The sequence below is a fragment of the Parvularculales bacterium genome, from assembly GCA_036881865.1.
GTDB lineage: Bacteria > Pseudomonadota > Alphaproteobacteria > JAPOUT01 > JBAJNM01 > JBAJNM01.
In genome coordinates this window covers 1-21,004 of sequence record JBAJNM010000033.1, presented here as the reverse complement: position 1 = coordinate 21,004, position 21,004 = coordinate 1, and the positions used below count along the sequence as shown (strand labels likewise).

Here is a 21,004-nt window from a genome sequence, read left to right as displayed (position 1 = left end):
CCCGACAACCACCCTACCCCCCAACCGGTACTTTCCTCGCCACTTGCACTCATCCCTCACCCACCCCGCACCTCACCGGCCACCCCGGCGCCACAACCCGCCTCCCCGCCCCGCCGGGTTATTTTTATCCGGTGCGCCCGGCCCGGAACCGGCGCTATAACGCTGGAATCTCCCAAAAAAAACTGCCCCATATCACGCTTCCCTAAACGCGGTCAGCCTTTCCGGTGGACTTTATATCCGGCAACGGGCCAATATAAATGGCTATGAAAACAAAGAATATCGTCATGCTGGTTGCAATCCCCATACTGGTTGCGGTCTTCGTTCTCTCCGGGAACTCAAACCTCCCCCGGTTATATGTCGCCGAATATCTTTTGCATAAAGGTCATATAGAACAGCACGAATACAATGAGACGCTAAAGTTTGATGACACGCTTGGAGTCATCATCATCCCGGTCGTGGTCAATGGCGTCAAAGGACGTTTTCTTCTGGATACGGGCGCACCCAACGTTATCACCCCGGACTTTGCCGCGCGGGTTTCAGCAGAAACCGGTGGCCTGTTCAGGTTCACCACGACGGACGTGGATTCGGTAGGCAACGAAATTAAGGGCGAGTTCAGCACACTCGACAGTGTGCATATCGGCAGTCTCTCCTACCGGGATATTAATTTCCTCGTCATGCCTCTCTTTCCGGAGGGAGGTGTGGTTTCTGACTGCCTGCACCTGGACGGAGTCATTGGCGCAAATCTTATGAGAAAGTCCGTCTGGAAAATAGACTACGTCAACAGGACCATAGTGATTACCAACTCACCGGACGATCCCGGCAGTCTGACAGGTTTTGACAGTGTTCCCTTTCGACCGGATATCAAGGGCACTCCCCAAATTGATCTGGACATAGACGGCGTGGCCGTTAAAGACATCAAGTTTGACACGGGAAGTAATGGACACCTCAGCATATTAAAGGCGTATCAGAGTCAATTTCCGGCTGACCCCGGCAATGAATTTTATGTCGATGGCAGAGTTCAATATGGAGCCGGTGGAAAGTCGCAACAAACACGAACCGGATTCAGGGTCTTTGATAAGGTTCAGATAGGCCCACTGTCGTTTGACGATGAAACCGTTGAATTTAATGAATATTCTGCCATTCTCGGTAACAGAATCCTGAAAAACTACGATATCATTCTGGACTGGACTTCATCGGAAATCCTATTGAAAGAGGTTAAAAAATATCAGGACAGGAGGAATTTTGACTTTGTAATGGAAGTGAGGAGCGAAGGTATTTTTGTTACCGGACTCTACTCGCACTCAGCGGTGCCATTATTGGCAGGGGATCAGATTGTGTTCTGGAACGGAACGGATATCCGTAGCCTGAGCGGGGACCAGACATGCAAGTTCTTGTCTGCGAGTTGGCGGGGGAATAGTTCAGGCGACGTCAACCTGCGGGTCATAAGAGACTCCGAAGAGATACCGGTTACATGGGTCCGGAATTAGCGATGCGACTAATTTAGAACCGGTACAAAGTTTCGTGCCCCTTTTCCATGCCGCTCATCCTGACGGCTGCACCCCTTCACCCTTTCACCTCTTCACCCCTTACGGCCACAACCCGCCACCTCTTACAGCTACACCCGCTCACCTTACGGCCGCAACCCACCTCCCCTCTTACAGCTACACTCCCCACCGAACCGCTTTATTCCGGTTGTCCATTATGTCAACACTTTTTCCGTATTTTTCCCGTATTTTACGGAAAACTTTTTTTTGCGACACCGGCAATTTTTCATTTGCGGTTCACCTTTTTTTATCGCTTACAACAGATTTTTGTGCTACACCATCACAAGAGACTTATCAGAAATACAACAGAATAAAATTTTAAGTACTGTCGGTAATGAACGGTTCTCTTTATACGTAGAAATGCACTTAAGGTCGGCAGAAGCCGGTCAAGTGTTGAAAAACTCAAGGGTCGGATAGATGGTGAAAAAAAATAGTCCGTTACAGCGCTTGCGCAGGTTTTTTCGGTCCAGAAGAAGCGGTGAACTTGGCAGCTACCTTTCCTCCCCCCCGCCCCCCTCTCCCCGGCGCCGGGGCGGTGGTGGCGGAGGATGGATCCGGCTAGGGGATGAATCTAACCTCCTCACCGAGGAGGCGCTCTTAATGATGAGACCGGCGTCACAATCCGATGACCCCTTCCCCGTTTCAAATGAGAAGCACAAGGCAAAGAATAAACAGAAGGACGACTAATGCCATGCCTATGGCAGGCGTTCCGGCCCCGCTGTCGCCGGGAATCGAACAATACAGGTCTCCCTAAGGCCTCCGGCCTTATCAGAAATTGTTAGTTTTCGGCACTTTTCTCCCTTTATTCGGGCATTGCGTCTATCACCACGGTTTCTCATTGACAGAGGCCCCCGACAGTTGATAGAACAAGGCTATTCCTCATGAAAGTGAGGGATTCTCCTTTTGTTTAGTTTGTTAGTGTTTTCTTTTTGAATGATCTTAAAAACCTGACTCCCTCACCGAGGTGTGGTCAGGTTTTTTTGTTGCGGGCTTACGAGTTCGGCCGAACCTCACAATACATCAAATGTTTGTTATAACGCCTTTAAAACATTGACCGAAAAAGTGCTTAGTGGAATAGTTCATGGCAAGCCGATAGAGTAAATGATCCGGCGCTAATAGACTAAGGAGAAGAACATGAAAACTTTAGCAACTTTGCTTTCACTGCGTTCAAGGGCACCTGCGGTGACAGCAATTGCCCTTGTGATGGCCTTCGCTTTTGGCGGACCGGTCGTTTTTACGGCTACTCCTGCCGATGCCGGAGACCGTTGGCACTGCTGGGGAGCCATAACGGGCTACTCCCAATGCGAGGATGAAGGCGCCTCCAACGAGCTGCTTGACGATTTGAAATTTATCACTCCCGCCCATGCCGGTGATAGTTGCGGCACCTTTACCGGATGTCCCATCTTCATTGAAGATGACGCTCCCCGTGCTCCCCGCGGCCTGCTTGGGGAAATGGAATAACTAACAACGCCCTTCGGGAGCGTCCGGCGACGAGCCAAACTTCAACATATAATGACAAAAACGGCAGGCCAAGAGTATGGTCTGCCGTTTTTTTATGGTTATCTCTTCGAGATCCGGATTTGGTTAATCAGTCAGTTTCTCCGATCAACCACTGAGGATTGCCATGATCATCGTAACATCCGGTATCAGGGCACGGAATCCACTCGTCCTGCGCAATGGCAGAGGACCCGGAAAAACCGGATGCCATCACAATGGCAACTGAAAGGGCAAAAGCAAATGTTGTCAGACTCTTCATTTTTAATCTCCTTATATCTCCCTGTTAAAGCGCGCCGGCAGTGCCTGCGGAGAACTCCAGAATAGCATCAGATAGATTTTAGGTCAAAATTTTGCCGGTATCAGCCCTGAAAGCACCCCTCAGGGGTTGCGATCAGTCTTGAAGGCGCCCATCAGGCTGTTGCTACCACTAGCGTCTGATAGGCCGAGGGTTCCGGCGGCCGACCCGGGATAATCGGTTCCGGTTTCGGATCCAAAAAACCGTCCGCCCCACATGCCGCCTAGTGTTGTATCCCCGAGGCGACCCGACGGTACGCTTATGCTTGTCGGGCCTTCGAAAGACCCGTCAGGATCAATATCAGCCATGCCCAAGATTATGGCGGAGTCAGGGTCATACTCGGTTGTCTCGAAAGTAATATTATGAACCCTTCCACTCATTGTTCCCTGACCACTGGCGTCAAAATCGGCGTTGAGGGTGACTTCACCCAGAAACACCTCCGATTGATTATTAGAAAGTTGTAAGCCGAAAGCGTGGCCTTCATACATTGCATCTCCTGCTAACGCTGTCAGGGTGTCCGCATTAGTGCCCACATTATAGGGGGTAGTTCCATGAGCAAAAGCACCATAGGTAAAATCGCTCACATCCATTGTATCAGCCGGAATTGATCCCCAAATGCCCCAGACAATGTATTCATTGTCCTCACTGTTGGCCCTGTCGGTTGCCAGAATGGCGCTTGACAGTTCGTCATTGCTATACAATACGGCCACCTCAACAAATGAGGATACTCCGGGAATGGTGCCTCTTTGGACCTCATCAGCGGTGCTACTGAGAAACTCCGTTCCCTCGACGTTCAGGGTATAGTTTCTCGTATTGTCCGAGAATGTTACCGCTGCATCGGCAGTATCATTGCTTTGTGAAGACTGGGTGACAACAGCCGAATCTGAAGGCGCCGAAGGTGAAGCAGGATCCTCAGGCGAAGGCGGCGCTACAGCAAACCTTTGAGCAGCCATTTCTTCGTTGTCGTCGATGGTTTCGTGTTGCGACAAAGAAGAGAAAAAATTAAGCGTTCGCGGTGTTGTTGGTGATGATGCCGATGGTGAAGAACCGCCACCGCCACAGGCCACAAGAGATGCAGAAGCGACAATCAGTGTCAGTAAAGAAGCCGTTAAGCGGAAATTCCCAGTCATTTTACTTCTCCCTATCTCTGTTCGTTATCTCCCGGGCATTATATATGCACGTTATATATCGTGCAGGACTAACATTTATTCAACACTTGATTTCTTTTTACATGCCCGGAATTGAGATGTTATCTATAACCCGGTAATTAGATTTATTCTAAAAAACCGAAGGCGTATTTCAGCTTTATCATGTCCAGACAGGCATTGGCGGCAAAACCCCCGTTGTTCCTCTTAGAGGAATCTGCCCGCTCCCACGCCTGTTCCTGATTGTTTACCGTTAAAATACCATTCCCCACGGCCAGATTGTGACGGCATGCCAGATTCATCAACCCCCGCGCCGACTCCCCTGCAACAATGTCATAATGAGACGTATCCCCCCGGATGACACAACCCAGAGCGATAAAACCATGATAAGGGCGCAGTTGAGACTGCCCCTGACGGTTCACGACAAAACCTATCGCCGCCGGAATCTCCAGAACGCCCGGCACAGCAATACGTTCCCATGTTGCTCCCGCCTTTTCCAGAACCCCGGTGGCAGCCTGCACCAGCGCATCGGCAATATCGCCATAAAAACGTGCCTCAATAATCATGATATGGGGTTTTTCGGGCATGGGTTGAACTCCTTGTACGCGTCTGACCTTATTTCTTGCGGGCGGCTTTTTTACCCGCAACCTTCTTATTCTCAGTTTTTTTACCTGCAACTTTTTTGTTGGCGGCTTTACTGTTGGCGGTTTCCTTGCGGCTATCTTTTTTGTTGGCGGCCTCTTTCCGGTTGCCGACAGGACGTTGCTCTACGATACGCAGACCGTATCCCTCAAGGCCGACAATATCACGTTTCGTATTGGAGAGCAGGATGATATCCCGCACGCCGAGGTCCAACAATATCTGGGCGCCGACACCATATTCGCGCAACAGAAGCGGTTCGCCTCCGTCACCGCCGCTTCTCCTGTGCAACAACACATCGGAGAGCACCGTCGCCGAGGTATCGCGAATGAACACAATAACCCCCCGCTCCTCCTCACTAATCAACCGCATCGACTCGCCGATAAGATGAGAACGTCCTCCCTTCATAGCCATAACATCATCAAACATGTTGACCGCATGCATACGCACCAATACCGGCTCACCATCGGCGACATCGCCTTTAACCAGAGCGATGTGCTCGGCATATTCAACCGTGTTGGTGTACATACGCAGATCAAACCGCCCGCCGTATTCGCTGTCTAACGTGGTTTCAACAGACCTTTGCATGATACTGTCATGCCGGCGGCGGTAGGCAATCAGATCTGCAATGGTCGCCAGTTTGACGCCGTGGAGCTGAGCGAACTGGACCAGATCATCAAGTTTGGCCATTGTGCCGTCATCATTCATGATTTCGCAGATCACCCCGGCCGGATAAAGCCCTGCCAGTCTGGCAATATCCACGGCGGCTTCCGTATGACCGGTGCGCACCAGCACACCCCCGTCGCGTGCAACAAGAGGAAAGACGTGGCCGGGTGATACGATATCCTTGCCGCTTCTTGTCGGGTCAATGGCAACGGAGATCGTATGGGCGCGGTCATGGGCCGAAATGCCGGTTGTGATGCCCTCGCGGGCCTCAATGGAAACGGTGAAGGCCGTCTGGTGGCGGCTTTCGTTATGCTGGGCCATCAGTTCCAGATCCAACTGGCGGGAGCGCTCAGGTGGCAGGGCCAGACAGATTAGCCCGCGGCCAAATTTAGCCATGAAGTTTACAACTTCCGGCGTACACATCTGAGCCGGAATAATCAGATCACCCTCATTCTCCCTGTCTTCATCATCAAACAGAACGAACATTTTGCCGTTGCGGGCATCTTCAATCACTTCATCTATGGATGAGAGAAAGGCTCCATATCTACGAATTTTATCCATGAGTTTCTCCTGTTTTACTATAAGCGGCCCACCGGGCGGTATAACGCGCCAATGTATCTATTTCCAGATTAACCCTACACCCCACCTGTAAATCCCGCCATGTGGTGACAGACCATGTATGGGGAATACAATTAACGTCAAACTCATCTCCCCCGACATGATTGACCGTTAAAGAAATGCCGTCCAGCGCCACAGACCCTTTAGGGGCGATAAAGCCCATGAGTTCACGGGGAGCGTTTATTCTCACACGATGGGAGCCGGCTTCTTTTTCAACGGCGGTGACGGTTGCTATGCCATCTACATGACCGCTTACAAAGTGCCCGCCTAATTCGTCTCCGGCCCGCAAGGCGCGTTCAAGGTTCACGGCGTGACCTGCCTCCCAGTCCCCTGCGGTTGTCACACCGAGAGTTTCTCCGGAGGCATCAACCGCAAACCAGCACCTGTCTTTCCGGCTTTCTTTCTTCTCCCCTTTATCCACTACGGTAAAACATATTCCCGAACAGGCGACAGATGCTCCGACGGCGATATCCGCCGCCGCCCGGGAACAGGCAATCACAATTCGTCTATCGGCATTATTATCACCCTCAAGATTATCACTCTCAAGAACACGACCCACATCGGTTATGATACCGGTAAACATCAACCCGCGCTCCTTATCTATTTCTCGTGCTCATAATGCACCAGCCAGGAAGTCATGCGATCATCGTCCAACCCGACCGATGACAACAACTCAAGAGAGGGGGCCATCGCCAATCTATCAACGCCAAAAGGCCGCAGGGCAGGAACGCCGTCGCCGCCAATCAGGCGCGCACCGTGAAACCAAACCAGCCGGTCTACGAGTTTTTCAATCAACAAGGACGCCGCCAGATAGCCGCCCCCCTCAACCAGCAAGCGGGTGATCCCGCGCCCGCCCAGTATTTTCATGGCTTCCTCCATATTCATCAGGCTTTCACCGGTTACGGGAACAGGTAAAATTGTCACGCCACAATCTTCAAAGGCGGCGCGGCGTCCGGCATCGCAATCTTTACGGGTTAAAATCCAGACCGGTACCTCATGTGCGCTCCTGACAAGCCGTGATGTCAGAGGCAACCGCAACCGGCCATCGGCGACAATGCGAATGGGAGAGCGCTCCTCCAGCCCGGGCAAACGGCATTTCAGGTCCGGATTATCCATCATGGCCGTTGTTCCGCCGACCATGATGGCATCGGCCTGCGCCCGCATCATGTGACCCCGGGTCCGTGAGACGGGACCGGTAATCCAACGGCTACCGCCGGTATGGGTGGCAACCCGTCCATCCATGCTGGCCGCCAGTTTCAAAATAATATAAGGCCGCCCGCGTAAGACGCGTGAAAAAAATCCGCCGTTAAGCCTCTCCGCTTCCCGGGCCATCACGCCGGTTGTCACCTCAACCCCTGCAGCTTCAAGCATCTTATAACCTTGTCCGGATACTCTGGGGTCAGGGTCATCACACGTCCCTACAACCCGCCTGATGCCCGCATCAATTAAAGCCCGGGCACACGCCCCCGTCCTGCCCTCATGAGCGCACGGCTCCAGACTTACATAAGCCGTCGCCCCCTGCGCCGCCTCACCGGCACGCGCTAACGCTTCCGTCTCGCCGTGAGGGCGTCCGCCGGGGGCCGTCCATCCCCGCCCGACAACCAGACCGTCACGCACAATAACGCATCCTACGGCCGGGTTCGGCATCACCTGCCCTAGCCCCCGCACACCCAGATGCAACGCCATTTTCATAAAGCGTCTGTCTCCGGACATCGTGTCCGAATGAGCTGAGACAATATGATGCGAGCCGCTACCTGCCCCGTTTGCCTGTTCTGATTTTATTGATTGTGCCACCGTTGCCATCCATCACGGCACTATTGCAAGTCGCCGGCAAAATTATCAGGGGTTTTAATTCCTGCCGCCCGTGCCGTCCATATCGATGTCCCCCAGTTCTCCAAGGAAGTTTTCAAAGTCTTTCGACTCGCGAAAGTTTTTATAGACCGATGCAAACCGCACATAAGCCACGTCATCCAAAGACCCCAATCCTTCCATCACCAGTTCGCCGACTATTTTAGAGCTAATCTCGCTCTCGCCCATACTCTCCAGACGGCGCACGATGCCATTAACCATACGCTCAATACGCTCCATTTCAATCGGGCGTTTTCGCATAGCGATTTGCACAGAGCGCATCAGTTTTTCCCTGTCAAAAGGCGTCCGGCGGCCATTAGACTTGATAATGGTCAGTTCCCGCATCTGAATGCGCTCAAAGGTCGTAAAACGCCCTGCACACGCCGGACAAAAACGCCGGCGACGAATGGTCGTATTGTCTTCGCTCGGACGCGAATCCTTCACCTGCGTATCATCATTTCCACAATAAGGACACCGCATACCGCTACCCCTCTCTCCTCAGACGAATCATAAATCTATAATAGACTGCTCTTGTTGACCGCTTTTATCAATTACCGGGGCCATAGGAATAAATGGGAAACCGGTCACACAATGTTTTAACATCACCGCGCACTTCATTGAAAAGCGCCTCCTGCTCCGGCTTGCCGACGGACTCCAACACACGGGCGATCAGGTCTCCGACAAGATGGAACTCGGCAACCCCAAAACCGCGGGTTGTCGCCGCCGGTGTGCCTAAACGGATGCCCGATGTAATGGTGGGTTTTTGCGGATCATCGGGCACACTGTTTTTGTTGCAGGTGATATTGGCCTCTTCAAGACACGTCTCGGCCTCTTTACCGGTGACCTGCTTAGCCCGCAAATCCACAAGCATCAAATGACTATCGGTACCGCCGGAGACAATTGTCAGACCGTGTCCCGACAATCTATCCGCCAAAGCGCGGGCGTTATCGACTACCGATTGAATATAAGCCTTAAAGTCAGGGGTCAGCGCCTCGCCGAAGGCGACAGCCTTCGCAGCAATAACATGCATGAGGGGACCGCCCTGGAGGCCGGGAAAAATAGAAGAGTTTACCTTTTTGGCAATCGCTTCATCATTGGTCAAAATCATGCCGCCACGCGGGCCGCGCAATGTTTTATGGGTGGTGGTGGTGACAATATGGGCGTGAGGCAGAGGGCTGGGATAGATCCCGCCGGCGACAAGACCGGCAAAGTGCGCCATATCGACCATCAAATAAGCCCCTACCTCATCGGCAATGGCACGGAAAGCAGCGAAATCGATAATTCTGGAATAAGCCGAGCCCCCCGCAATAATCAACCGCGGCTTATGGGTTTGTGCCAATTGGCGCACTTCATCCATATCAATGAGATGATCACCGGCCCGAATGCCATATTGCATGGCCTTAAACCATTTGCCCGACTGATTGGGTGCCGCCCCGTGGGTAAGATGCCCCCCTGCCGCAAGGCTCATGCCAAGGATTGTATCTCCCGGTTTGATGAGCGCCATCATGGCACCCTGATTGGCCTGCGAACCCGAGTTGGGCTGGACATTAACAAAGGCACAATCAAACAGTTTTTTTGCGCGCTCCTGTGCCAGCGCTTCAACTTCATCAACAAAATTGCAGCCGCCGTAATAGCGCCGTGCGGGATATCCTTCGGCATATTTATTGGTCAATACGGACCCCTGCGCTTCAAGAACCGCCTGAGAGACAATATTCTCAGAAGCAATGAGTTCTATCTGCCGTTGCTGGCGGCGGCCTTCACCGGTGCAGGATCTGAAAATATCCGGATCTACCGTTTCCAGAGACGCCGCAAAAAAATCGCGGCTTTTCCGGTCCGGAGAAAGGTTTTTCACGATGCCCATTTATGCATTCTCCTGATCTTCTGATGCCCCCCATGCCCCAGGCCGGGTGCCTAGTGCTAGCACACACGCCGCCATTCTTCCAGCATACATTATATCATGACCCGAAACGGGGGTATTTGATATGCCCGGACGAGAAGAGAGTCAGATGGGTTCGCCTCTACCCGGAAGGCGGGTCACGTTATATATATACCTATCTGAGATTTGAGCATCGCCTGCGGAGCTGCCGGTGGCAGAGCCGGCATGCGGATTTCGATATGGATTTTTAAAAAGAAATCAAGTAATAAAAATCATGTTGGAGATGAAGGATGGATGTCTGAAGTGCGGTGGCGAACTATCGCTGACCTCCGAGGCTTATATTTGTTCTTACGAATGTACATGGTGCCGGCCATGCGCTGAAACTATGTCATTTGTGTGCAAAAACTGCGGTGGTGATCTACAAAAAAGACCCTCCCGGAAGCAATAGATACATGCGGGCAGGCACATCCCCTGCCAAGTGCCCTAGCGCCAGCACACGCGCTGCCATTCTTCTGCATATCTTAGATTACGACCCGATACGGAGGCACCGATTGGTGAGTCAAATGCGATTCCCTGTGAATCAAAATTTTGAATCCCCATAAAAAGCCGGTGCCGCCAATTTTCCCTCCCGCAGGAAATATTTTTGCCCCATGCAAATTTATTAACTCATTGACCCCTTTAATAATGCACTAATAATGCACTCGCGATCACCACTGCGTGATGGTTTTTTGTGGTGTTGTCTGCATTCGTAATAGAGGATTCCAGCCATTTTTCGCTCGAATGAGCGTAGAGGAATCAATTTAAAAAATATTTATCGTTCTAATATAGAGATACAATACTCCATTAATAGAATTAACATTCTATTTTAAAAGATGTAAATTTTTTTAACGTTGTAAATTATTGGTTCTTTATTACATGCGAATCTGATAGGCAGTAGTGGTACAACCCCTCTCCCTCTACACAGTGCCGGCAGGGGTGGCCGTCGGATCTGGGGAGAGGGGTTGACTTTTGAGGGCAACAAAGCCCTGTTCAAAAAACTCATCATAAGAATACCGTCGCGCTTGCAGCATGGGACGTGTCCGACTAATAGCCGGACAACCATAATTATTGATTGTGCCGCTCTCGGGCGCACCGGCACAGCCATCAATATCCGGCTCAAAGGCTGATCGTATTTGAAAAAAGGACGCGAGTTGAGGTTTAGGCACCGGCCCTTCAAGCCGGTTCACTAACGAAAAGTGATAAAGTTCCCCTAAGGAACTCCTGCAAAGTCTCGTCATGAAAACCTCTCAAGTTCATGACAGACCACCCCTGCGATACTTATCACATCGCAGAATTTGTATATCCCTCTGTTGACACAGAGTCAAAAGATATTTTTGCCCAGCAATGCTGGAGTTTTATCCTTCTGAATGGCGTTTTTGGCTTGTTTTAAGGGATTTTAATTATTCTAAGAAAAAACTGAAATTATATCCCCAGATAAACCAGACAGACATTCACTCTCCGTCAACTCCATAGAGTCCATAAGCATTTCCATCATTTCTTCCTGTGGGTTTTTTTCGATGACTGCCTATACCGCCCGACTACTCAATATCCGCCTTGAAGGCGCCCAGAATGGCCCAGCCATCACAATCAGGGTCATTTTCCGTAAGTTGATCAAGAACGAATGCTCAGGCAGTTTCCGTTGGCTGCCCATCCGGCGACCCGTAAAACTGTCCTCCCCAGTAGCCATACACATCTAAACAGCCCCCATCAATCGGTCTAGTTTGAAAGTTAGTTTACGATCAGGATGATCGTTTCCGGAACCGGCGGCCTGTATCCAAGTGCCAAATGCGATCATCCGGTATTATATTGAACGCGCCATTGCTCAATCAGAATCTGCGCTTCCCTGAGTGTGTAGAATATCTCCCCGTTTAACAATTCGTCCCGAAAGCGTCCGCTGAAGCTTTCTATATAGCCGTTCTCCCATGATGGCCCAGCCACCGGTCGTCAAGCAGGGTCAAAGAATGAAAAACGGGTTTTGACGTAGCGAAGCAATCCCATTCAGGATTCCGGCCCGGAGAGTTAATAGTCCCAGCCTCTCCGGTTGCCATTGGCATCTAAACACGCATCGTGCCACGGATTAAAAAAACAGTCGAATTCATCCTGGGCGTCGCCGGCATGGGCGGGTAATCCGCCAAAGGCGAAAGCCATCACAAATACCAGTGTAAGTGTTGTTAAAGTTTTCATATTTCTATCTCCTGTTTAAAGTTGCCCTTCGGCATCATTGGATATCCGCCTTGAACGCACCCATCATGGCCCAGCCGACTCCAGCAGGATCATCTTCCGGAGGCTGATCAATAACGAAAGTACCGGCCGCCGCCGCAGGCCTGCCGGTAGATGGTCCGTAAAACTGTCCTCCCCAGTAGCCATAGACATCTTCCAAACCGGCAGCCTGCCAAAGCGCATCACCATAGAAAGACCCGCTACTGTGGGCATTATCCCCGATAGCGTCTTCCAGCAAAGAAAAGTCCGATATAGGCCCGTCCCCGTTCTGGTATCTGAAATTATCGACTGTTCCTTCTATCAGTCCTTCTCCCTGATCATCACCGAAATCCACGGCAAGTGCGACATCGGCCACAAACGGATTGGTGTCCTTGTCCGGTATCAGGGCAACGCCGATGGCCTGACCTTCGTATGTCGCCGTCCCGGTCAGGGGAACAAGAGCTTCTTGCGAATAAGGATGGCTGCCCTGTGCATAGGCTGCGTATTCGAACGTGGAACTGTCACTGCTCTCTTCCATGAGATCGGGAGCCTGTACCCACATCCCCCATGAAAAATACTCTTCTGAACCCGCCATCTTGTCATGGGCTATCATCGCGCTTCTATCCGTCCCGTCATTGAGGATAATGACCTCCTGAAATGATGACGCTTCATAAGGCCGGCCCAGATTGATGGCGCGAACTCCACTGCTGCTACTGTCAAGAAACACGTCATATTGATCAAGTGTCTCGCCATCCCTTCCTATGCTCAGAGAGTAGGTGTTCTCGTCGGCAGTAGCACCTATAGTGATATCGGCATGAGCCCTGTCCTCATGCGTTGACGACTGGGTGGTGACCTCAATGCCAACCGTTCCCGGGGGACCGTCAACGCTGGCAGGTGAATTAGATGCGCTGCGCAAGGCGGCAACAGCTCCGGCAGCAAGGTCGCCATGCTGTGACAGTTCGGTAAACAGTGCCAGTGTCTGAGCTTGCGGTTCATTTGCTGTCGGCTCTGATGGCTGCTGCGGCATCATGGCACTACTGCCGCCTCCACCGCCGCAGGCGGTCAGAAATATCAAAGAGGAGACGGCAATAGCGGTCTTCAGGCCGGTCGATATAACGGCGAGGTTTTTCATAACTTTACCTTTCATATATAGTTTTTAGTGATCTTCGTTAATTGACAGTATTTTCCGGTGCGTAGCCGGTTTCATCCACTGCTACTCATTCCAGTCCGTATCCTGCCCGACGTATATCCACTCCCAAGCCTCGTTCCAGTCGTCGCCTGCATGCGCCGGCGTTATAAAAAGTACGGAAAGTATTACTATTGTTAAAATTCTCATTTGTCTGTCTCCTGTAGTTGATGTTTAGGGTTTAGTTATTCGTCCTGCACGGACTAAAAGGCGTAGCATCGCCTTCTATTATCAAATCCGCTATGCGGATTTGACCGCTTGAACTCAGCATGATTCACCTCGTTCAGCACAGGTCAAAACTCCGGGTCTGCATAGTAGCGGCGCAAGCCCGTACGGGTTTTGACTATCAAATCCTCTTACGGAAGATTTGACCTGTTTGAACCCAATTCCTGGGTCAAACGATCCAGTGAATCGTTTGACGAGGTGCGCCACTAACATGACTCACCTCTAATCCAGTCATATTCCGATCTGCACCACCAGTCGTCGCCGGCATGGGCAGGGCTGATCACAAGAGAAGTTATTTCCGTCTTAATGTCCTCCAGAATCCCGCGACCGTACATATCCCAGTCTTCGGGACACTGTTCTCCCCCGCAGAGATCGCCGGCATGTGCCGGTGTTACAAAAAGAGAGGCTTCTTCAAGAAGGAAGATATCCCACTCTTCCGGACATGCATCTACACTGCAAAAACCATCACTGGAAATATCACCGGCATAGGCAGGCGTTACAAAGAGCGCTGTCAGCTCCGGAAGAAATCCGGGCTGATACCGGTAGTCCTGATATTCGGGACAGCCGGTTTCCCCGCAAAAAATATCGCCGGCATGGGCAGGAGTGACAAACAGTGAGGCTATATCTTCTAAAAGGTTATCCCCATATTCCCTTTCCCAGTCTTCGGGACAGCCCGTAAACATACAGCCACCGGCCAGAGCAGGATTTCCATCTTCTATGGATTTGATCTGTTCCCGGGGCGCTCCGCACCCGTCCAAACAGACCAAAGCAGGTAACATCCGGCTTTGATAATCAACCCTGTCAGAGGCAGGGTTGAGCTGTTTGGACCCAAAAACATCCCATTCGCCGGGACAAGCATCTACCCCGCAAAAATCATCGCCGGAAATATCGCCGGCGTAAGCAGGGCTGATAATCAGCGAGGCTAATCTCTCAAGCAGTCGTGGGGCAGGCCGGTGCTCCTGATCGTCAGGAATAAAAATCGGGCAACCGGTGAACGTACCGCAACTGTCACCGGACAGTTCAATATCCGTTCTATCTTCTATTGCTCTGAGCTGTTTCCGGGGTGCTTCGCACCCGTCCAAACAGACAAAAGACTGGGGCATCTGTCTTTTGTAATCAAATCCATCTTCGATGGATTTGAGCTGTTGGGACCCATATTCCCTTTCCCAGTCCTCGGGACAGCCCGTAAACATACAGCCACCGACCAGAGTTTCAACCTCTTCTCCGAGAAGTTGTAGTCCATCATCGCAGTTGCCGTACCAGACCCAGCAATCATCAAGTGCCTGCTCTACTTCTTCCAGTAACAGCGCAGGGGTCGTGGAGTTTCTATCGCAGGTACCCCATACCCAGCAGTCGTCAAGGGCGTACAGTCTATGTTCCAGCTTACGTGACTGTCCCCCGTCCGTCACGGAGAAAAAGCGGGAGCATCCGCTTTTGCTATGAAATCTGCCTTCGGTAGATTTACCGCTTGAACCCCGGCAGTCGTCTAAGGCGTACTCTTCTTCCGGAAGATATTCGATCTGCCCGTTGTCAAAATCGTCAATCTGGCCGGGTCGTCCACCGGAAGACCCGGCGGGCGATTGACCAAGAAGATTTTGACCTTCGCATGTATTCCAGAGATTACAGTCGGCAAGAACCAGTACTTCTCCGCCTTTATCCAGCCGGCCTAAAACCGGAGACCGGTAATAATCGACATTACCTTCCAGAAAACCACCAAAACCATCAAAACACTCTTCCGCCCCGCAATAAATATCACCGGTCAGTTCCAGATCTTCTATGAGATTGTTGGGGATAGGATTGCCCTGTTTATCGTAGCATTGATCCCAAAGACAATCCGTTGCAATCCTTTGCTGAGTTCGCTTCTCCTGCATAGGTCCGCTTGTCCATCGCGGGTCTAAAGGAGGAGCATCTCCTTTAGCCATGCAACCCTGTCCCTGACAGGGTTGTCCGCTTGAACCATAGCATTGATCCCAGAGACAGTCCGTTGCATATTGCTCCGGACTTGCCTCAGATGACAGTAGGGGCAGTCTTGGTTCGCCGTTTTCGGAATAACAGTGCGACTGCTTGTTATCGAACAGACAGTCTATATCTCCTGTTATGACTTCCGCATGGGCAGTACCCATGAATATGGAAGTTAGTTCCGGAATCTCAATAAGCCGTCTCCGATCCGGATCTTCCGGACAGCCGGTAGCCCCGCACAGGTCTCCGGCCAGTTCAGGGAGTAGCAGTTCATAGTCTATCGGGTTACCCCATTCGTCCTTACATAGGACAAACAGGCACCTGGCATCGCCAGCGAGTTCTTCCTCTTCAAGGAGACCATTGCCATAGTCATCCCAGTCCTCTGGACAACCCGCGGCACCACACAGGTCTCCCGTCAGTTCAAGAAGCTGCTCACGACGTCTACGCTCGCGCTCTTGGCATTCCGGGGACAGAGCGCATGCTGAACCGCCTATATCACCTGACAGTTTGATGCTCAGATATGAATCCTCAAGCATCTGGTCATCCCGTTTCCGCTCCTTGCACTCAGGAGACAGCCGACAGCCGGAAGCGCCGATGTCGGCGGTCAACGCCATATTGCCGACTATTACCGGAACGGCTGTCGTTGACAGTGATGTGGCAGGCAAGGACGACATGTCACTACTGCTATAAGGGCCATAAGGATTGAGTTCCTGGTACCACTCATCTTCAAATACCGAACCGGAAGGGTCTCCCGTAAGCTTCTCTTCCAGCAGCCCGTTTCCAAAACTATCCCAGTCTTCCGGACAGCCGGTAGCACCGCAGAGGTCTCCGGCAATACGTTCTTCCTCTATGACCGGAGAATTATCCTGACTGCTTGTCTCTCTTCTTACGCAAAGAGGGTCTTCTTCATCCCAGCAGTCCCAGGCATGTGCCGTTGTTATAATCTCCAGATCATCAATATGAGATGGCTCTAAAACAGCCTCTTGATATTTGCACAGGAGCGATCCCTCATCCGGGCCGCAGTCAAAAGCATGTGCCTGCGGGATCAGGATTGCCATAGGCGTCAAAGCAGCAATCCCGTCCATCAAATCATTCGCTGGACGATTTGATGGGGGATTGTCAATGCTTAGACCAAGCAGTCCGCTTGTAGTTTCACAGTGCCTGTCCCACCAGTCGTAGGTACAGCGTTCACCGGCATGAGCCTTTGGGATAAGATTCAGGCTCTCTATAAGTGCCGGATCTCCACCGCCATGATCACACATGGGCCATAGCCCGCAATCCATGGCGCGGGCCTGTGTTGACGCAAAAGCGGCCATCGTGCCGCCTAAAGCCAGCGCCGTCAAAATACCAAAGACGGCCAGAAGCATGATGACAAACCCTGATTTTGAAATTTTCCGGCGGAGGGGATCTCTGATCGAACGCCACAGACTACGGTTAGATACACTATCGCCGTTATGAGTCTCGTCCGCCCCGTCCAGATCATGCCGGCCAAATCTGCCAAACGGTAGCGTTGAGCCTATCGTTGGCACTTCATCGTACTTGTTCATTTTCCGTTACTCCTTAACCCATGGAAACCGGCGGCGATCCGGCTCCCTGTTTTCTGGTGCCACACACGGCATCTCGCCGTTTCAACCATGTGTGGCATAAAACTTTTGTCATCGTCCTGTCTTGCCAATCTTTGTTTGCACTCCATGAGAATTCTCACCGGCCTTGAAGGCACCAATCAGCGCACGGGAGCCATCTTCGGTTCTGGCACCAAATGTTCCGGCAACGGCCTCAGGCCGGTCGGCAACACCTTTCAGAGCGCCATAGAACTGGCCTCCCCAGGTACCCGTCATGCCGCGTATCACGGGTGAGGCAGGAATCGTACTGTCAACCGTATGTGCAAAACCTCTAAACGAGCCGCCATCTCTGGGGACAACGGCGTCGCCATCACTTGTCGCCATGATGCTGGTAGTCTCCAGATTTATGGTGAGGTTGCTGGCCGTGGCACTTCCATCGTCAGAGTTCCGGAAATTGATCTTGCTGATGGACCCGCCAATAGTTCCCATCTCGCTGTTGTTTCCAAAGTCAGCCGTCAACAGGGTCTCACCGGTGAAAGTCTTTCGTGTCCCGCCCTCAATATACTGTCCCAGGGCAGATCCCTTATATTCACCTTTTCCGGTTATTCCTTTCAAAGAGGCATTGATGAACAGTAGATCGCTGTCAACAAAAGCCCCATAGGAAAAATCAGAGGACGTAGAATAGGGTGTCCCGGGTTCAACATTCCAGATACCCCAGCTAATATGAGTGTTGTAATACGGAGTGTTGGTGTAATGGTCTACGGCGTTGGTATAGGCGGTTGCTATAAGAGCGCTCGTACCCGTGTCCTTGTTGACCAGCGAGGTCAGCGAGTGTGCAACATCCGATATGGAAGAAAGTCCATGATCTACCGTCAGGTCAGTTGCGTTTTCACTGTCAAGAATGGTTACCCCATCAATCCTTAATTCATAACTTGACGGACTGGTGAGCTGGCCCAGACCATCATATTCGACGTAGATTGATGCTCTGTCACCCATATCGATACCCAGAAACGATGACTGGGTGACACCGGAATCATTTTTGTTATACCCTATGACCGGCATCGCGATTGCGGCGACGCCAAGCGCATCAATAGCGTTCGTGTGAACCAGCTTGTTTTGTAGTCTCAGGAATGTGTCGCGCGTAGCAACATCAATGGGAATGCTAAACCCTCTTCCATCCGGGTCTGCCTTGAAGGAACCCAGCAGTGAATGGCTGTTATCACCATTTGATGCACCGAATGTACCGGCGATGGATGAGGGGTTGCCGGTATCAGGGCCGTAGAGATAGGAACTCCAGCGTCCTGAAAGACCTGCCGCACCGGTAACACTGGTCAGTCCTGCGGCACTTCCGCCTCTGGCGATACTGGTACTGGCCAGATTGACCGTAAGATCGGACTGCGTCAGCGTGCCATCGGCGGCACCTAAATAGATATTCCCGATAGTACCACCAAGAGTTCCCCGCGCACTGCTGTCTCCGAACTCGGCCATCAGAGACGCATCACCCATCAGAACGCTGGTTTTACCGGCCTTCGTGTAAAGACCAAGAGCACCGCCGCCATACCGGGCCGTTCCGGTCAGGGCCGCCAGAGTGCTATTGCCATACGCTTCGTTGCCGGAGGCAAAAACACCAATACTTAAAGGTTTCGTTGCGGCTACTGTCGGATTAGGCGGTATGAAAGACCACAGACCCCAGATTACGTATTTTCTATCAGCTCCGGTACCGGTCGTATCCACAGCAAAAAGAGTGCCGATGCCATCATCGCTTTCATATGAAATCAACTCATCAACAGTCCCGCTCAATGCGCCAAGCGCCCTTCCCGTATTAGCGGGATACGCCGCTCTTAATGACCCTACGTCATGTCTGGTAACGGCTTGCGCCGCCGCATCGATGGATGTAAACCTCTCGGTATTATATCTGACCTGCCTGTTTATGGTCAGTCCATAGTTGGTAGCAGGCGCGATCCCGGCGGGGAAGGTTAAAGACGGCAGGGCAAAAGAAGTAATCGATGCCTGATTAAAGCCCGCTATCCTCTGAGTTCCCGCAGTTGACGTAATGCTTGTGGGTCTTAATTTGGCGGCACCGCCTATAACAGTCCGAAGAGACGGGTTTGCTGCCAGTACCGACAGATAAGGCGGTGTAGTCTCCACTTCTTCCGTAGTGTTTTCTTCTTCAGGAGTACCACCTTGCTCAGGAGGCGTGGCATCGGCTGCTCTACTATTGGCCAGTGCGGCGGCAATGGCATCTCCTATACCTGAACCGTTCCGGTCAGCCCTGAATGCACCTATCAGGGAGTGAGAGCCATCCGTACTTGACGCACCAAAAGTTCCCGCTGCCGCCTCCGGTGCGGGGAGTGTCACACCTGCCGCCGGGCCGTAAAACCGGCCGGCCCATTTACCTGTCATATCCGCGGTAGACGTATTGCCTGCAAAGGCACCTGTAGAGGTAATACCGGCAATTCCCAGCGTTATACTGAGGGGACTTTTCGTAACGGCCCCGTCAGATGAGCCATAAAATATATTGTCGACGGTTCCACTGACCGTCCCACGGCTTTGATTATTGCTAAAATCGGCTGTCAGCAAAGCATCGCCGACAAAGGCGTTTGTCGCACCGTCTTTTACATAAAGCCCCATGCCGCTTCCGGCAAAATTTGCCGTACCTGTTAATGTCTCAAGATTAGACGGAGCGTAAGGCTGGTTGCCCGTTGCAAAAGCGCCAATACTCAAAGGTTTTGTGGCTGCAATGGTTTCATCCGGAGGACGGAAACTCCACAGTCCCCACGACACATGTTTCCTTGCTTCTCCGGTACCGGTTGTATCCTGGGCAAAGAAAACACCGCCTCCATCACTATCCTGATATGAAACAAGATCAAATACAGAAAGGTGTAACACGCTGACGGCCGTTGCTATCTCATCGGGAAAGCCGGTAGCAAGACTGGCCTCGTCATAGCGTGTTACTTCACTTGCCGCCGCTGAAAGAGACGTAAACGTCTCAGGACCGGAACCCGAATCCCTGCTGACAGTCATTGAATAGTTCGTTGCCGGGTCATTATTGGCGGGGAAATCTACGTTCATGCCCACACCTGCATCTCCTGACAGAGAAGACTGGCTTATACCGCCCGTAGTGACGGGGTCTACACCGGCGGCAGTCGCTATAGGCGATAGGCTGCCGGATTGCTCTGCCGGTAACTGTATTGACGCCGATGCGGTACGGTATTCAGGGACTGCCGTTATCTGCATCAGGACCGACTGCGATGAACTGAAACTGACAGGCATTTCACCTTCCGTAGGCATCTCGCCCCCTGTCTGTTCTACGGGTGTCTGATCACCGCCACCCTGATCCACAGGCGTGTTGTCTACAGGAGTTTCGCTCCCCTGCTCGGTAGTTTCCTGCTCGTTCTCTCCTCCACCCTGCTCGGTAGTTTCCATGTCCTGTACCTGATCTCCGCCACCCTGCTCGGTAGTTTCCATCTCCTTCTCAGTGTCACCACCACCTTGCTCGGTGGTATCGATCTCCTGTTCAGTGTCGCCACTCTCTTGCTCGGTGGTTTCCATCTCCTTCTCAGTGTCACCACCACCCTGCTCGGTGGTATCGATCTCCTGTTCAGTGTCGCCACTCTCTTGTTCGGTAGTTTCCATCTCCTTCTCAGTGTCGCCACCACCTTGTTCGGTAGTTTCCATCTCCTGCTCAGTGTCGCCACCCCCTTGT

The 21,004-nt window shown here is 51.9% G+C and carries 17 protein-coding genes and 1 pseudogene; 3 read left to right on the top strand and 15 right to left on the bottom strand.

What is annotated here, in order from left to right:
- The 3 genes from V6Z81_07665 to V6Z81_07655 all read left to right on the top strand — a co-directional run.
- Window positions 1–206 (top strand): hypothetical protein (locus V6Z81_07665; protein ID MEG9862362.1); only part of this gene is annotated, 206 nt, incomplete at its 5' end.
- 51 nt (window positions 207–257) lie between these two features.
- Window positions 258–1,487, top strand: a complete 1,230-nt coding sequence (locus V6Z81_07660) for a retropepsin-like aspartic protease (GenBank protein ID MEG9862361.1) — start codon at window positions 258–260, stop codon at window positions 1,485–1,487.
- A gap of 1,191 nt (window positions 1,488–2,678) precedes the next feature.
- The gene (locus V6Z81_07655) at window positions 2,679–3,005 is read left to right on the top strand and encodes a hypothetical protein (protein ID MEG9862360.1); all 327 of its coding nucleotides are present in this window, start codon (window positions 2,679–2,681) and stop codon (window positions 3,003–3,005) included.
- Window positions 3,006–3,132: 127 nt separating this feature from the next.
- Here the strand turns inward: V6Z81_07655 and V6Z81_07650 are convergent, their stop codons facing one another.
- The 15 genes and pseudogenes from V6Z81_07650 to V6Z81_07580 all read right to left on the bottom strand — a co-directional run.
- The gene (locus V6Z81_07650) at window positions 3,133–3,300 is read right to left on the bottom strand and encodes a hypothetical protein (protein MEG9862359.1); all 168 of its coding nucleotides are present in this window, start codon (window positions 3,298–3,300) and stop codon (window positions 3,133–3,135) included.
- 119 nt (window positions 3,301–3,419) lie between these two features.
- Window positions 3,420–4,466 (bottom strand): hypothetical protein, encoded by a 1,047-nt coding sequence (locus V6Z81_07645; GenBank protein MEG9862358.1) that lies wholly within the window; start codon window positions 4,464–4,466, stop codon window positions 3,420–3,422.
- Window positions 4,467–4,609: 143 nt separating this feature from the next.
- A complete protein-coding gene (ribH, locus tag V6Z81_07640) occupies window positions 4,610–5,068 on the bottom strand; it encodes a 6,7-dimethyl-8-ribityllumazine synthase (protein MEG9862357.1) in 459 nt (152 codons plus the stop codon).
- Between the two features lie 28 nt (window positions 5,069–5,096).
- Complete coding sequence (ribB, locus tag V6Z81_07635; protein ID MEG9862356.1) at window positions 5,097–6,347, bottom strand: 3,4-dihydroxy-2-butanone-4-phosphate synthase; 1,251 nt, start codon at window positions 6,345–6,347, stop codon at window positions 5,097–5,099.
- A complete protein-coding gene (locus V6Z81_07630) occupies window positions 6,340–6,987 on the bottom strand; it encodes a riboflavin synthase (protein MEG9862355.1) in 648 nt (215 codons plus the stop codon). Before V6Z81_07630 ends, ribB begins: the two co-directional genes overlap by 8 nt.
- Window positions 6,988–7,004: 17 nt before the next feature.
- Window positions 7,005–8,198 carry a bifunctional diaminohydroxyphosphoribosylaminopyrimidine deaminase/5-amino-6-(5-phosphoribosylamino)uracil reductase RibD gene (gene ribD, locus V6Z81_07625; GenBank protein MEG9862354.1) on the bottom strand — a complete coding sequence of 398 codons (1,194 nt, stop codon included), beginning with the start codon at window positions 8,196–8,198 and terminating at the stop codon, window positions 7,005–7,007.
- A gap of 54 nt (window positions 8,199–8,252) precedes the next feature.
- Window positions 8,253–8,732 carry a transcriptional regulator NrdR gene (gene nrdR / locus V6Z81_07620; GenBank protein ID MEG9862353.1) on the bottom strand — a complete coding sequence of 160 codons (480 nt, stop codon included), beginning with the start codon at window positions 8,730–8,732 and terminating at the stop codon, window positions 8,253–8,255.
- A 67-nt stretch (window positions 8,733–8,799) separates the two neighbouring features.
- A complete protein-coding gene (gene glyA / locus V6Z81_07615) occupies window positions 8,800–10,113 on the bottom strand; it encodes a serine hydroxymethyltransferase (protein ID MEG9862352.1) in 1,314 nt (437 codons plus the stop codon).
- 971 nt (window positions 10,114–11,084) lie between these two features.
- Window positions 11,085–11,405, bottom strand: coding sequence for a hypothetical protein (locus V6Z81_07610; GenBank protein ID MEG9862351.1), 321 nt, complete (start codon window positions 11,403–11,405; stop codon window positions 11,085–11,087).
- Window positions 11,406–11,961: 556 nt separating this feature from the next.
- A pseudogene (locus tag V6Z81_07605) lies at window positions 11,962–12,090 on the bottom strand (integrase core domain-containing protein).
- Between the two features lie 96 nt (window positions 12,091–12,186).
- A complete protein-coding gene (locus V6Z81_07600; protein MEG9862350.1) occupies window positions 12,187–12,351 on the bottom strand; it encodes a hypothetical protein in 165 nt (54 codons plus the stop codon).
- A gap of 34 nt (window positions 12,352–12,385) precedes the next feature.
- Window positions 12,386–13,498, bottom strand: coding sequence for a hypothetical protein (locus V6Z81_07595; GenBank protein ID MEG9862349.1), 1,113 nt, complete (start codon window positions 13,496–13,498; stop codon window positions 12,386–12,388).
- Window positions 13,499–13,579: 81 nt separating this feature from the next.
- Window positions 13,580–13,702: a hypothetical protein gene (locus tag V6Z81_07590; protein ID MEG9862348.1), complete on the bottom strand. Its 123-nt coding sequence runs from the start codon at window positions 13,700–13,702 to the stop codon at window positions 13,580–13,582.
- 281 nt (window positions 13,703–13,983) lie between these two features.
- Window positions 13,984–17,283, bottom strand: a complete 3,300-nt coding sequence (locus V6Z81_07585) for a hypothetical protein (protein ID MEG9862347.1) — start codon at window positions 17,281–17,283, stop codon at window positions 13,984–13,986.
- A gap of 108 nt (window positions 17,284–17,391) precedes the next feature.
- On the bottom strand, window positions 17,392–21,004 hold a 3,613-nt coding region (locus tag V6Z81_07580; GenBank protein MEG9862346.1), incomplete at its 5' end, for a hypothetical protein.